Genomic DNA, 13,957 nt, shown 5'->3' on the forward strand with positions numbered 1-13,957 from the left:
ATTCGGTTAAAGCGCACAATAATCACTTTGAGGTTAACTTAGCCCTGATGGCTGCCATTGCTGACAAAAAGCTATAAAGCTTTTAAGCAGTGGGTTTTGATATTTGTCTTTATGGATTAAAAACCAAAAGCGGCGTGGCATGCTAATAGGCAGAGTCAGTTGGCTAACTCGACCACTTTTTATGGCATATTGTGCCGCCAACGTGGATAAACAGCCTAATCCCAGCCCTGCTGAAACACTGCTAATCAATGCCTCAGTGGTGTTGATTTCGAAGGCGAGCTGCCAATGGTTAAGTTTCGGTGCCAGAGTATTAATAAAAACCTCGCGTGAGCCTGAGCCGGGCTCCCTTAACACCCAATCGCTATGTTCTAAGTCCGTTATTGTCAGCGTTTTTTGCTTAGCTAGTGGGTGATCGATGGCGCTAATAATGCACATTTCATCGTGACTGAAAGGGATTGAAATCAAATCTGGATGATGGGTTTGACTTTCGATAAGGGCAATATCTAGCTCAAAATCAACTAACTTTTGGCAAATAGTGGCAGAGTTTGAAATAAATAAGCTTTGCGATAAATGCTGATGTTGTTGCCGAAATTGGCTCAGTAAATACGGGCTAATATGATTGCCTATGGTATCGCTACTGCCCAGCCTGAGCTTGCCGTACAAGGCTGGATTATCGCTAAAAAGATGCGTGATCTGCAGGGCGCGAATAAGTAATTCATCTGCCAAGGGTAACAGCTGTTGCCCTTCTTGATTAAGAATAAGCCGATTGTTTACCCGATCAAATAATGGATGAGACAGTTGTTTTTCAAGTTCTGCCAACGCCATGCTGATAGCGGCTTTAGATAAGCAAAGCTGTTCTGCTGCAGCCGTTAAGGTTTTGTGTTGCGTAATAGCATGAAATACATTGAGCTGCTTCAAAGATATGTGCATGGCCATAGTGATACCATCCTCGCGTTTATCGTTATCATCAACGCCGCCATTGATGAACCGAGTGTTAATTCGTTTTTATACTCAAGTATATCGTTCAGTATTTCTTAACGCACGTCATTAATAATTGGATATATATAAACAATTAGCAAGGGTAACATCTCATTAAGAAACACATTCGCGCGTTAATTGAAACAGTGAGAGGTCAGCATGATAAACATGGCTAAAGGTAAATTAATTACAGCGCCAACGCCTATGGCCGGCTTAGCTTTGGGGATTGCCAGTTTAGGCTGGTGTTGGGAAAACTTCGCCAATTTAGATGGTTATGGTCAACTGATAGGCGCGGCCATTGCCAGCGTGTTACTTCTGCTGTTAGCGATGAAGTTTGTCGTCTTGTCCGATACCTTAAAAGAGGATTTAGCCCATCCCGTGATTGGTAGTGTGGTCCCCACATTTGCCATGGCGACTATGGTAGTGTCTAACTCGGTAGGGCAGTTTTATTTACTCGCAGGCGATGTGTTATGGTTATTTGCCGTTGGCTTACATATCGTATTTTTAATAAGCTTTTTATATCACAGAGCGAAAGCATTCGAACTCCATCACATGGTGCCCAGTTGGTTTATACCGCCCGTAGGGATTATCGTTGCCGACGTGTCATTTTCGGGTACGCCACAATTAGCCTTAATTGCTCATATCGCCTTAATCTTTGGTATGGCGACGTATGCTGTGATGTTACCGCTGATGATCTATCGTTTGATGTTTAGCCATGAAGTGCCCGATGCGGCCAAACCAACTTTGGCCGTGTTAGCCGCCCCCGCCAGTTTGTCATTAGCAGGATATTTAACCGTATCGGCTACGCCATCACCTATCATTATCGCCTTACTATTTGGCATTGCAGTGTTGATGACCAGCGTTATCTACCTGGCATTTATTAAATTACTTACCCTGCCATTTAGCCCCGGCTACGCAGCGTTTACTTTCCCTATGGTGATAGGTTCTACCGCATTATTCAAAATGGTCACCTGGATGGAAACGACCAATATAGCAGTGGATTATATTGATCAAGTACGCCGATTAGCGCAGTTAGAACTAGTCATCGCAACCGTGGTAGTGGCCTATGTGGCAATACGATATCTGTATTTTTATCAGCCGTTTAGAATTAAAACGACGGTTAGTTAATCAGTGTTTTTGGTAGAGGTTATCGATGAACCATAGGGCTTAAAACATTTTTAGACAAAAGTGGCTTAGAAGGTTTTTTTGAAAAGGTTTACTTAGACCTAACTAAATTACAGCGCGGCAATCACTCTAGTTAGTGTAACTAGACCAATATCTTATGGGACTTATTGCCTGCCAAAGAGTCGCGATCACATGGTCAGTAATATTACCTACATCAGACTGACATATCCAATATCCTATGGGTCAGATGTGAAAGGGCGACCTTTAGTGCAGACGATCCAGCGAGACGCCGCAAGCACTTCCATGTGGGCTTAACCAAAACATCCCTGTTTTGGATACTCGCTGGCTCATCTGCACTAAGCTTTTGCCTCTTCGATTTAACTTCATTCGTAATAACACAGTAAGAAAAAGCTGGGATTTACTGTTCGAATTGAGGTCATCGAGAAAGGGCTGTGAGCTTGGTATGGAATTAGTTGGGTCAGAGAAAAGTTTATAGGGATGTCGATAGATACATGTAATTGAATGGTTTTTTATTCTCTAATTGGCGTGTTCGATAGTCGTGTTTAAGATAGCCAACTCTGCCCTTTACTTTCGGTAAGTTAGCCTACTTTATTGCCAATGAAGTCAAATCGAAGAAATAGAATATTAGGTGTAAGCGCGGCTGTGACCGTCGATGGCAGGGATGCCATCGTTGAGCTTACAGGGACGTACTTGCAGCGTGTCACAGAAGTGCTTGCACATAAGGTGGCTATCTCACATCCATGTGATCGCGACATGCAAATTAGTTGGGGCAGAGTCGGATTCATAGGGGAGTCGATAGGCACATCTCATTGTGCAGTTTTTTATTCTCTAAATGGCGTGTTCGATAGTCGTGTTTAAGATAGCCAACTCTGCCCTTTACTTTCGGTAAGTTAGCCTACTTTATTGCCAATGAAGTCAAATCGAAGAAATAGAATATTAGGTGTAAGCGCGGCTGTGACCGTCGATGGCAGGGATGCCATCGTTGAGCTTACAGGGACGTACTTGCAGCGTGTCACAGAAGTGCTTGCACATAAGGTGGCTATTTCACATCCATGTGATCGCGTCATTCGTATATCCTATACATCCCTGCCAGCGTGACATTTGTAAATACTGAAAGGGAACCTGCGATCTAAATCTGCTGTGGGTGAAGCACTACTAAGTTGATTTGTTTAACATGGCCGACAAGCTTTAACGTAACACTTAGTTAGCCCTGATCTGTTTTAGCGCAGCAATCAGTAAATCATGGTCGCTTACTCATACGCGAACTCTTATGTTCACTCTTAGGTCCGGTAAAGCACTTTTACCACATGCCAGCCAAATTTTGTTTTAACTAAATGCGGCGTGATGAGCTCGCCACTAAAACAGACCTTATCAAACGGCGGTACCATTTGGCCTTGTTTAAATTCACCTAAACTGCCGCCTTTTTTACCCGATGGACAGCTAGAGTGTTGCTTTGCAAGCACATCAAATTTAGCGCCTTTTTTAAGTTTAGCCATAATGTCATCGGCCAACTCTTTGTGTTTGACCAAAATGTGTAATGCGCTAGCAGTGCGTGCCATGATGTGAACCTTTTATAAAATGTCGCTAATGACGGCATTATATCATTGCTTATGCCTGTTGCTAACCTTGCAAACTGAATGATATTTATCTGCTTAATTCGCCCGAATTAAGCATAATGATGCTGGCATATCACTTTATGCTACTGACTGATTTTACAAAATAAACATTTATCAATTTTCCTTAAGAAAGCCTTAAGATTGGCCCGATAGATTGCCAGTATAGGGTTTATAAGGATTAATCATGCCAGCTATCCATAATCACATTTCGTTACTGTCTTTTCGAAAAACCATCAATGCATTGTGCTTATGCTTTAGCGCTTTGTGGGTGATGACGTTTGCACATTCAAGCATTGCTGCGCCCGCATTAAATTATGCTGTGCAAAATGTTAAGGGTGAAACCGTTAACCTGTCAGAGTTTGCGGGCAAAGTGGTGTATGTCGACTTTTGGTCGTCCTGGTGTGGACCTTGCCGCAAATCTTTCCCTTGGATGAACGAGATGCACGCCAAATATGCCGCCAAAGGTTTAGCTGTAGTGGCGATTAATTTGGACGTTGAACCTGAGCTTGCTGCGCAGTTTTTAACAAAGTTACCCGCGAGTTTTCCTGTGCGTTATAACCCCGAAGGCGATGTGGCGAGATCATTTGATTTACAAGGCATGCCGAGCAGCTTTTTGTTCAATCGCCAGGGCGAATTAGTGCAAAAGCATGTGGGTTTTTATGATGATAAAAAAGCCCTGTATGAGCAAGAAATTCAACAGTTGTTGGTGGAGTAGTTTATGAAAAACAATTTGATTCGATTCAATATTAAAGCTGGACTCGCTATTGTTATTTTAACCGGTTTATCGGCTTGCTCAACCTTAGGTGTTGAGCCCTGGGAAAAAGATCAACTTGCAAGAGCTGATATGGCTCTAGACAGTGAAAAGCTTGATATGGCCTTAGATGATCATATTTATTTTAGTAAAGAAGGCACCAGTGGTGGTCGCTCATTAGCGGGCGGAGGTTGCGGATGCAATTAACTCAAAAACGCAATATAGCTGGCGCCATAGCCATGGCGAGTTGCAGCTTAATTAACCCTAGTGCTCAAGCGACAGACCTTAATGACACCGTAAAATCAGACGATTGGAAAGTGGATGCCGCCATTATGTATTACGGCGAGCAAGATAGAGTGCAAGCCGCTGAAGTGATCGGCAATGTGCAGAAATCGTTTGGCGATAGCTCATTATTGGACATGAAGCTGGTAGTGGACAGTTTAACGGGGGCATCGGCGTCAGGTGCGGTGGCGCAGGACAGTAGCCAAACCTTTACTCGCCCTTCTGGTAATGGTGAATATACCGTTACCCCTGGTGAAACGCCGCTTGATGACACTTTCCACGATACGCGCGTGCAATTAAGCGCGAACTGGATGGAAGTACTTAATCCAGATTGGACCTTAAACGTGGGCTTAAATGGCTCAACCGAATTTGACTATTTATCGTTAGGTTTAAATGCGGGTCTTGAGCGTAGCTTTAATAAAAACAACACGATAGTGGCGTTATCAGGGGCGTTTACCCAAGATACCATTGATGCCGTAGGTGGCAGACCTGTGGCGTTATCTGAAATGGCACTGAGATCTAAATATGATACCGAAGCCGCGTTTCAAGCTGCATTTGATGACACGCGTCAATCGGGTACCGATGACAAGCAAACGATTGACCTAATGCTTGGGGTAACCCAAAACATTAATCGCTTTTGGTTAATGCAAGCTAACTATGGTATTTCGAATGTGTCGGGTTACATGAGCGACCCATATAAGGTGTTATCTCAAGTGGATAACAGCGGTACCGCACAGGCGTACCTATATGAGAATCGCCCTGAAGATCGCTTAAAACACAGTGTGTTTTTAATGACCAAAGGCGCGTTAGATTCTGGTGTAGTTGATTTTTCTTATCGCTACAGTACCGATGATTGGGATATTTCATCACATACTTTGGAAACCCATTATCGTTATTATTTGAGCCCGAGTATTTATGCTCAGATACACCTACGTTACTACCAACAACAAGCAGCAAACTTTTATCAGCCATTTTTGTTGGCGGATGAGCCATTACCTGAATTTGCCAGCGCAGATTATCGTATTGGCGATATGACCGCGTATACGGTGGGATTAAAGTTTGGCCAACGGTTATCTGGCGGACATGAATTAAGCTACCGTTTAGAGTACTACCAGCAAAACCCAGAAAATAATGGCACTGAGTTAATTGGCCAGTTGAATCAATTTGAACAATTCCCTGCGGTGAAAGCGATTGTGGCACAAGTGAGTTATTCGTTTTAAGATGAACACATAATGTGTTTGTGGACAATGCGCTAATGAGCGGTGCCAATTTGAGTGCTAATCAGACTTATGATGCCAATCAAACCCCTTCAGCGACTTTACAGAGTCGCAGTTGGGGTTTTTTAGGGTGTTTTCGCGCTATGGCAAGCCCTTGTGAGCTATTAATGGCAACAGATAACGCCGATATAGCCCAAGCTATGTTGGATATTGCCCACAAGGAAGCCATTCGCATTGAGCAAAAATATAGCCGCTTTTTAAGTCATAACCCCCTATGGCAGATAAATAATGCCCAAGGTGCTGCGACCCCTATCGATACAGAAACCCTACAATTGCTAACCTTTGCCCAGCAATGCTACCAATTAAGTGATGGCGACTTTGACATCAGTGCAGGGCCATTAATGCGCTTATGGCGCTTTGATGGGCAGTCTTCGATACCGGATGACACGACCATTACTCAGGCTAAAGCAAATGTTAATTTTGCTAAGGTCTATTTTGATCAAGCTAATATTCAGATGCCGGCGGCAATGAACCTTGATTTTGGCGGTATTGGCAAAGAATATGCGGTTGATAAAGTGGTTCATTTATTAGCGGCTCAGTGGCCGGATATTTCGGTATTAGTGAATTTTGGCGGCGATATTCATTGTTTAGTTGAGAAATCACACTCCCCTTGGCAAGTTGGTATCGAAAACCCTAACGCCTTAGATAATGCCGCAGCGGTACTTAGTATTAACCAGGGAGCGCTTGCCACCAGTGGTGACACGCGCCGCTTTATTGAAGTGAATGGCAAACGTTATGGGCATATTATTAGCCCAGCAACGGGCTATCCAGTCGTTAATGCGCCCCGCTCTGTCACTGTACTAGGGCCTAATTGTGTCACCGCCGGAATGTTAGCCACCATGGCGATGTTACAGGGCGCGAATGCTGAGTTATTTTTAGAACAACAGTCAGTGAAATTTACAGTATTTAGATAATTGAGTGAATCAAAAAGGACAAGGTCATGCGGGTGCTACTGGTTGAAGACAATGCATTATTAGCGCAGGGAGTGTGCTTAAGTTTATCTAAGCTTGGTATGCAAGTGGATCATCTCTCAACATATCAACAAGCCTTAACGGCAGTGGATTATGAAGACTTTAGCGTGATTATTCTTGATTTAGGCTTACCAGACGGTGATGGCGCTGATTTACTTAAGCGTTGGCGCAAAAACGGGGTGTCTATTCCGACTATTGTGCTGACCGCGAATACTGATTTTGATACTCGTCTGGCGTGTCTAGACATGGGCGCAGATGATTACTTAAGTAAACCTTTTGACGTGAGAGAGTTAGCGGCAAGATTGCGCGCTATTGTGAGGCGACAGCATGGCCTAGACCATAATCAATTTGAGTATGGTGCATTAGGGATCGACTTTTCTAAGTGTGAAGTGCATTTTCGTGGTGAACTGGTTTATCTTTCAAGACGAGAATACCAATTGCTGCTTGAGTTTGCTCAGTCAGCAGGGCGAGTGTTAACGCGCTCTCAACTTGAACAATTAACCTATGGCTGGGATGAAGTTGGCAGTAACTCTATTGAGGTGCATATTCATCATTTACGTAAAAAAATGGCTAACGAACTCATCAAAACAGTGCGCGGTATTGGTTATACCTTAGTTGAGGTTGTTTAATGTCGGTAAAATCGAATCGGGGTTTAAGCTCGCTGTACTCGCTGCGCATGCTAATGGGCGTTGCTATGGTAACGGCCATTATCATTACCGTGGCTATCACTAATTTACTCAGCCGAGATGATGCTAGTAGACAAATAGAAGAGTTATTTGATGCGCAAATGCTGCAAACAGCTAAAGTGCTGGAATTGTTTTATGTGAGTGAGTTTACCGACGTAAAAATTAAACAACTTATTCAACAGCCTATAAAACTGCATGTGCAACAAACCGATATTGAAACCTTTGCAGAGCAGTCGACCACAGCCAACTTGATGTATGAAAACAAAATGTCTTTTCAACTGTTGAGCGAGTCAGGGGAATTATTAGTTTATTCAGATAGCTCCGGTGAGAAATCACTAAGTCGTTTGGCTCAGGGGTATGAGTTACGCAACATTGATAATGCCTTGTGGCACGTGTTTAGCTATTTTTCCAAAACACATAGAATATGGATTGTTACTGCACAAAGTGAGGATGTTCGCGAAGAGCTGTTAGCTAAGATGATGTCGAATACCTGGACCGTACCGTTCCTTGTTATGCCGGTCGTGTTGTTGGTGTTTCTATTGATTACTTATTACTTATTTAAACCAGTCAAAACCCTCGAAGCTAATTTACTGACGCGCGCGCCACAGGATTTATCGCCCATCAATATTGCTCTGCCTACTGAATTAATTCCGGTGCAGCGGGCTTTAAACGATTATATCCACCGTATATCACAGGCAATGCAGCGGGAAAGGCGTTTTAGTGCTGATGCCGCCCACGAGCTCAAAACCCCATTAGCTATTGTGAAGCTGCACCACAATGGTTTAAGGGATTTATATGGTGACACTGTTGAACAATTAGTCACTGAACCACAACAGGCGCAACTTCACTTAAGTGCGATTGAGCAAGGTGTGGATCGTATGAGCCATATGGTTGAACAGTTATTGTTGTTGTCCAGAGTCGATGCTATTGAGGCGCTTAATTTACAACAGTGTAGAGTGAGTGACATCATTGAGGCATCGATAAACCAGCTTATTACTATTATCGCCGACTACGAATGGCAGATTGATATTTCTCCTTCTATTATTGCCACGGTTGATGAGTTTTATATGGAGTTAGTGTGTAAAAATTTGATAGAAAATGCCTGTAAGTATAGTCCTAAAGAGTCGATTATCAGTATTCAAGCCATTGAGCAAGATAACAAGATTATCTTAAAGTTTGCTGATTCAGGTAAGGGAATGAGTGAGACGCAAATCGCACGAGCAAAAGAGCGATTTTATCGGGTGGATGAAAATGAATCCCAAGGTGCTGGTTTGGGATTATCGATTTGCCAGCACATTATTAGTCTACATGGCGGTGAGCTTAATTTGGCAGCCAACCAACCTAAAGGCTTAGTCGTCAGTATGTCATGGCCAAACGCAACACAATAAACAGCGCGGATAACGTAGTAGCCGAATAAATTAGTTTGGACTAATTTATCTCTACAGACGTACAATGAGGTTATTTGTTAGACTGCATGGCTGATCAAAATACGCGTTTGCAATGAGTTATTGCAATAAACTGTCATAATGTTCAGTCACAATCATCGAACCTTATTTTTATACAGCGGCTTTCTATCATGCCGCTGCAACTTCACTTCATCGTTAAGGAACAAACATGATCACTCAAGGACAAACTTTACCAGCGGGTACATTAGGTCAATTAACTAAAGACGGCATGGTAAACCATAACGTTACTGAGCTATTCGCGGATAAAAAAGTGGTTTTATTTGCCGTACCAGGTGCATTTACGCCAACGTGTTCAGAAGCACATTTACCGGGTTTTGTGGTATTAGCGGATCAGCTTAAAGCCAAAGGTGTTGATTTAATTGCGTGTGTATCAGTTAACGATGCATTCGTGATGAAAGCTTGGGGCGAAGCGCAAAATGCATCAGAATTAATGATGCTTGCAGACGGTGATGCTAGCTTTACTAAAGCGTTAGGTTTAGAAATGGATACCGCAGGTTTTGGTGGTGTTCGTTCACAACGTTATGCCATGGTAATTGATAAAGGCGTGGTTAGCGTATTAAACGTTGAAGCGGCTAAGTCATTTGAAGTCAGTACTGCTGAAGCAGTATTAGCTGCCCTATAAGTTTCCCTTTCATCACTTTGACGTGATGATGAACTAAAAAAGCACGCCACCATTACTTTGATTGGCGTGCTTTTTTTTGGTTACAAACAGTACGATGCAGGCTTAGAAGTAGTGAATATATTCAGCACCGACACGATATAACACATCATCAAAACCTATTAAATCTAACTCATAATCACGGCTGACATATTCGGTTGCGAAATGCAGTAAATTGTTCTGGTTGCCTAACGGCACAATAACGCCAAATTTTAAGTGATCTACTTTATAAAATTGATTGTCGTCATACGCCCACTCACCAGAGAAATGGCTGTAGGATGCAGTTATTTGTACGCTACTGTTGGTAAAGGTATAGGCGTTATTCCATTCAAAAAAGTAACCTAGACCAGAGCGGCCAAGTACATCAACACCGTGGCCAAGTTCTTGGCGCGGCCAATCATCATCTTTTTCTTCTTCGCTATAACCTGCGGCAAGTACAAAGCCAAGATCGTAATGGTTAACGTCAGTAAAACGACGATTTAAGCCTAAACCAGCAATGGCTAATATTTCAAACTCTTCTAGTTGCTGGCTATTGTAATGGCCTTCAACACGAGCGTGGGCACTGACGATATATTGCTGCTGATCACCAAAACTGGTAAAAGGACGATAATAATGGAGCTTAGCATCCATAGAGTTACGATAGCGGTCGTCATCGTACTTTTCAGAGTCTCTTTCGTAGTAATAAGTTGCCCGTGCGCGAATATAGTTTTCATCTAGCTTAAGGCCATTATTGTAACGGCGATCATCCCAAATGATTGAAAACCCACCACCGCGCGACATTGAGCTATATTCTGAGTCTGGATATGATTCAAGACCGACAATAACCGACGCGGCTAATGGCAAGGGCTTTTCTTCTGCCATAACGGAGGTACTGATATGTGCCAATAGTAAACTACTGATCACTAACATCATCAATTTCATAATGTGGATAACCTTTTTCAATGTAAACGCAATGTGCTGCCTAATATTAACATCTTGAGGGCATATATCATTATAAAAAGGAGGGATTAAGCTGTACTTAAGTGTTAGCTTTTGATCATGTTTTGGGTAATAAAACCCGGGCAATTAACCCACCATCAGCTCGATTTGCCAAACTCACTTTGCCATTATGGCGGTCGATAATACGCTTAATGATTGCTAGGCCTAAGCCTGAACCTACGCTACCACGCGCACTGTCACCTTGGGTAAAAGGCTGGAAAAGTGTTTCTGCTGTAGCTTCATCAATACCAGGGCCATCATCCTCTACCGAAAAACCGATAAATGCACCTTGTTGGAAGGATGATATTTTTACCCAGCCATTACCGTATCTAAAGGCATTTTCTACCAGGTTACTCAGTACCCGCTTAATCGCTACGGGATGAATAAGAATTTCCGGACATTCGCTTAAGTTTGTTTCTAGCACACCTGAACGATGACTTTCTTGCTGACTTATCTCTTGAATTAGCTGATTAACTTGAAACAATTCACGAGCAACATCTTCATCATTGCGGATATAAGCAATAAATTGGGTGATGATGGCGTCCATGTCTTCTATATCACCGACAATGCCGTCTTTTAAATATTGGTCATCTTCCACCATCATTTCTGATGCAAGGCGAATCCTGGTTAAAGGAGTGCGTAAATCGTGAGATATTCCGGCCATCAGTAGGGCGCGGTCTTGCTCTAGTTGTTTCATGCTGTGCGCCATTTGATTAAACGCATGGGTTACTTCAACTATTTCCGTTGAGCCACTTAAGGGTAAAGGCTCGGGGAATTGGCCTTTTGATACCGCAAAAGCGGCCTTTTGTAATCGTTTTAAAGGTTTGTTTTGTTTGCGAGCAAACAGCCAACCGCCAGCGACACTAAGTGCTCCGATAACCAGCAAATATAATGTCAGTGGCGATAAGTCAGATTCGTTAATGCTAGTCAGCGGCACTTTTATCCACAATTTAGGCGCTTGCGGTGGGCGGATCCAAACATTTAACGTCTCGCCTTGAGAAAAGCGCACTTCTGCTTCACCGCCTAAATAACCTGACATTTGCTCAGATAAAAAACCATAGTAAGCGGCATTGTCTAAACCTGCTTCACGGGCTTGTTTTAGGTTGTAGACGGTCATGCCATCGTGGCGAACTTTGGCGTTAAGTGCGTCAACCATGGACAGATGTTCACGACCAACGTCAACACCATCAACAAATAGAATATTGATTTGCCTAGCAATAAGCTGGTTAATTTGCTCATAACTGGGTTTAATAAAATACACAGCAACTGACCAATAAGACACCAGTTGATTGATCAGCAGCAAGCTACCAATCAATACCACGGTTTGACTAAAGGCGTTACGAGGTAAGAGGCGTTGCCACCACTTTAAGACTAATTTGGCAGGTTCAGGCACGGTTTACTTACGCGCCGAACCGTCAGGCACAAACACATAGCCTAAACCCCATACCGTTTGAATATAACGTGGGTTGGCTGCATCTTTCTCTATTAATCGGCGTAAACGCGATACTTGCACATCAATCGAACGCTCTAGGGCAGAATAATCACGGCCCCTTGCTAAATTCATGAGTTTGTCGCGCGATAGTGGCTCACGAGGGTGGGAAACCAATACTTTTAATACCGCAAATTCGCCACTAGTGAGCGCAATACTTTCATCACCATGGAACATTTCGCGGGTGGCTAAATTCAGTGAAAACTCACCAAACTCAATCATTTCTTCTTGCTGTGCAGGGGCGCCGGGTACATCAGTAATTTGTCGGCGCATTACCGCTTTAATGCGGGCAAGTAATTCACGGGGATTAAATGGTTTAGGTAAGTAATCATCGGCGCCTAGTTCTAGGCCAATAATGCGATCGACTTCATCGCCTTTTGCGGTAAGCATCACAATCGGGATCGGGTTTTCTTGCTGACGTAAACGGCGACAAATAGATAAACCATCTTCACCTGGTAACATTAAATCTAATACGAGTAAGTGAAAGTTTTCACGCTCAAGTAGTCTATTCATTTGATCTGCATTGGCAGCGCTGCGTACCTGGTAGCCTTGCTCCATTAAATAACGCTCTAACAACGAACGCAGTCGCATATCGTCATCAACAACGAGAATTTTAGATGTTTCTTGGCCCATGAAAATGTCCCTTTTACCTTCAGCATTTTTAGTTAATATAACCAGTTTACCGCTTGGCTAATAGTGTCTTGAAAGTAACTTTAGCTTGAAGTCGCATTTTTATAACTATTTGTTATTAAATGCTATTGATTTTATTGATTTTTAATTAATATCAATTAAAGTGTGAAAATTGTAACAAATCCCATTTTGTAGATAATTAACAAGGCTTTGTAAGCTAGGTATGCAAATTGTATTAAATGCTTATGTTTAAAATAATTTTCCCCACACAAACTCAGCGTTAATAGCTTGATCTGAACTGCTATAAACCTGGGCGTAATAGCCGTTAGCAAAAATCACACAATAGCTGATATCAACCGCCAATTTATTAGGCCAATATCCAAAAGTGTGATGGCGCTCAAGTGCTTGGTATTGCTGACCGAGAATATCCACATCACCATACTCAGAGGATAAAGTGAGTAGGGTATTTGCTGCGGACAGCGAGTATTGGATCGGTTGGGTTACAAGGTTGTGAGTGAGCAAGTCGGTTTTGGTTATTTCTGGTAATTCTACAGGCTGCGTGACTAAAGACTGTGCCGCTACAAACTGAGCTTGTAACGATTGTTGTCGGTAAAATACTAGCTCACTGGGAATAAACTGCAGTGCATCAGTCAGTTGCTTGATACGTCCCCAATGGTGGAAGCTGCTATTTGGTGAGTCGAGGTTGATAAAAACGTGGCTATAACTGGTATCAGGATTAATGTGCAGCAATGCCATTTGGTTTGCTGATTGATAAAGCCAGTCGCCTGTTATAGGCAGGTCATTATTGGGTAGAACACTACTTGGTAGGGCGCTATTAGGTAGAGCAATGTTCGTTAGCACGCTCGTCAGTAGGTTATTACTGTAGGCGAAACCGACATTAAAACACATTGATATAGGCAACATAATGACAAGTGTAAATAGCGGTTTAGGTCGATATTTATCAAATAAGTCTTTTAGCATTGAGTACATATAATTCCCTTTATGTGTACAAATAGAAGGTTAAGTATA

Annotated in this window: 14 protein-coding genes; 8 read left to right on the top strand and 6 right to left on the bottom strand. The window is 42.7% G+C overall.

What is annotated here, in order from left to right; translation table 11 throughout:
* Positions 1-33: 33 nt before the first annotated feature.
* Positions 34-930 (bottom strand): LysR family transcriptional regulator, encoded by an 897-nt coding sequence (locus tag FJ709_RS00940; protein WP_226415795.1) that lies wholly within the window; start codon positions 928-930, stop codon positions 34-36.
* A 207-nt stretch (positions 931-1,137) separates the two neighbouring features.
* On the opposite strand from FJ709_RS00940, the gene FJ709_RS00945 reads away from it, so the two are divergent.
* Positions 1,138-2,106: a TDT family transporter gene (locus FJ709_RS00945; protein ID WP_226412586.1), complete on the top strand. Its 969-nt coding sequence runs from the start codon at positions 1,138-1,140 to the stop codon at positions 2,104-2,106.
* A gap of 1,298 nt (positions 2,107-3,404) precedes the next feature.
* On the opposite strand, the gene ppiC is transcribed toward FJ709_RS00945, so the two are convergent.
* A complete protein-coding gene (gene ppiC, locus FJ709_RS00950) occupies positions 3,405-3,683 on the bottom strand; it encodes a peptidylprolyl isomerase PpiC (protein WP_226412588.1) in 279 nt (92 codons plus the stop codon).
* A 328-nt stretch (positions 3,684-4,011) separates the two neighbouring features.
* Between ppiC and FJ709_RS00955 the strand changes: the two genes are divergently transcribed.
* The 7 genes from FJ709_RS00955 to FJ709_RS00985 all read left to right on the top strand — a co-directional run bounded on the left by FJ709_RS00955 (position 4,012) and on the right by FJ709_RS00985 (position 9,795).
* Positions 4,012-4,455, top strand: a complete 444-nt coding sequence (locus tag FJ709_RS00955; RefSeq protein WP_226415796.1) for a TlpA family protein disulfide reductase — start codon at positions 4,012-4,014, stop codon at positions 4,453-4,455.
* A 3-nt stretch (positions 4,456-4,458) separates the two neighbouring features.
* Positions 4,459-4,698, top strand: a complete 240-nt coding sequence (locus tag FJ709_RS00960) for a DUF4266 domain-containing protein (RefSeq protein WP_226412590.1) — start codon at positions 4,459-4,461, stop codon at positions 4,696-4,698.
* The gene (locus FJ709_RS00965) at positions 4,689-5,993 is read left to right on the top strand and encodes a DUF3570 domain-containing protein (protein WP_226412592.1); all 1,305 of its coding nucleotides are present in this window, start codon (positions 4,689-4,691) and stop codon (positions 5,991-5,993) included. The genes FJ709_RS00960 and FJ709_RS00965 overlap by 10 nt, the downstream gene beginning before the upstream one ends.
* Before the next feature lie 140 nt (positions 5,994-6,133).
* The gene (locus FJ709_RS00970) at positions 6,134-6,964 is read left to right on the top strand and encodes an FAD:protein FMN transferase (RefSeq protein ID WP_226415797.1); all 831 of its coding nucleotides are present in this window, start codon (positions 6,134-6,136) and stop codon (positions 6,962-6,964) included.
* Between the two features lie 26 nt (positions 6,965-6,990).
* The gene (locus FJ709_RS00975; protein ID WP_226412594.1) at positions 6,991-7,650 is read left to right on the top strand and encodes a response regulator transcription factor; all 660 of its coding nucleotides are present in this window, start codon (positions 6,991-6,993) and stop codon (positions 7,648-7,650) included.
* The gene (locus FJ709_RS00980; protein WP_226412596.1) at positions 7,650-9,095 is read left to right on the top strand and encodes an ATP-binding protein; all 1,446 of its coding nucleotides are present in this window, start codon (positions 7,650-7,652) and stop codon (positions 9,093-9,095) included. Before FJ709_RS00975 ends, FJ709_RS00980 begins: the two co-directional genes overlap by 1 nt.
* A 226-nt stretch (positions 9,096-9,321) precedes the next feature.
* Positions 9,322-9,795, top strand: coding sequence for a peroxiredoxin (locus tag FJ709_RS00985; protein ID WP_226412597.1), 474 nt, complete (start codon positions 9,322-9,324; stop codon positions 9,793-9,795).
* A gap of 102 nt (positions 9,796-9,897) precedes the next feature.
* Here FJ709_RS00985 and FJ709_RS00990 read toward each other — a convergent pair whose 3' ends face one another.
* The 4 genes from FJ709_RS00990 to FJ709_RS01005 all read right to left on the bottom strand — a co-directional run bounded on the left by FJ709_RS00990 (position 9,898) and on the right by FJ709_RS01005 (position 13,918).
* Complete coding sequence (locus FJ709_RS00990; RefSeq protein WP_226412599.1) at positions 9,898-10,752, bottom strand: hypothetical protein; 855 nt, start codon at positions 10,750-10,752, stop codon at positions 9,898-9,900.
* A 115-nt stretch (positions 10,753-10,867) separates the two neighbouring features.
* Positions 10,868-12,202: a two-component system sensor histidine kinase EnvZ gene (envZ, locus tag FJ709_RS00995; RefSeq protein WP_226412601.1), complete on the bottom strand. Its 1,335-nt coding sequence runs from the start codon at positions 12,200-12,202 to the stop codon at positions 10,868-10,870.
* A gap of 3 nt (positions 12,203-12,205) precedes the next feature.
* On the bottom strand, positions 12,206-12,931 hold the full coding sequence (gene ompR, locus FJ709_RS01000; protein ID WP_226412603.1) for an osmolarity response regulator transcription factor OmpR: 726 nt from the start codon (positions 12,929-12,931) through the stop codon (positions 12,206-12,208).
* 246 nt (positions 12,932-13,177) lie between these two features.
* The gene (locus tag FJ709_RS01005; RefSeq protein ID WP_226412605.1) at positions 13,178-13,918 is read right to left on the bottom strand and encodes a hypothetical protein; all 741 of its coding nucleotides are present in this window, start codon (positions 13,916-13,918) and stop codon (positions 13,178-13,180) included.
* Between the last annotated feature and the right edge of the window lie 39 nt (positions 13,919-13,957).

Origin of the sequence: Shewanella glacialimarina (assembly GCF_020511155.1) — a bacterium.
Lineage (GTDB): Bacteria > Pseudomonadota > Gammaproteobacteria > Enterobacterales > Shewanellaceae > Shewanella > Shewanella glacialimarina.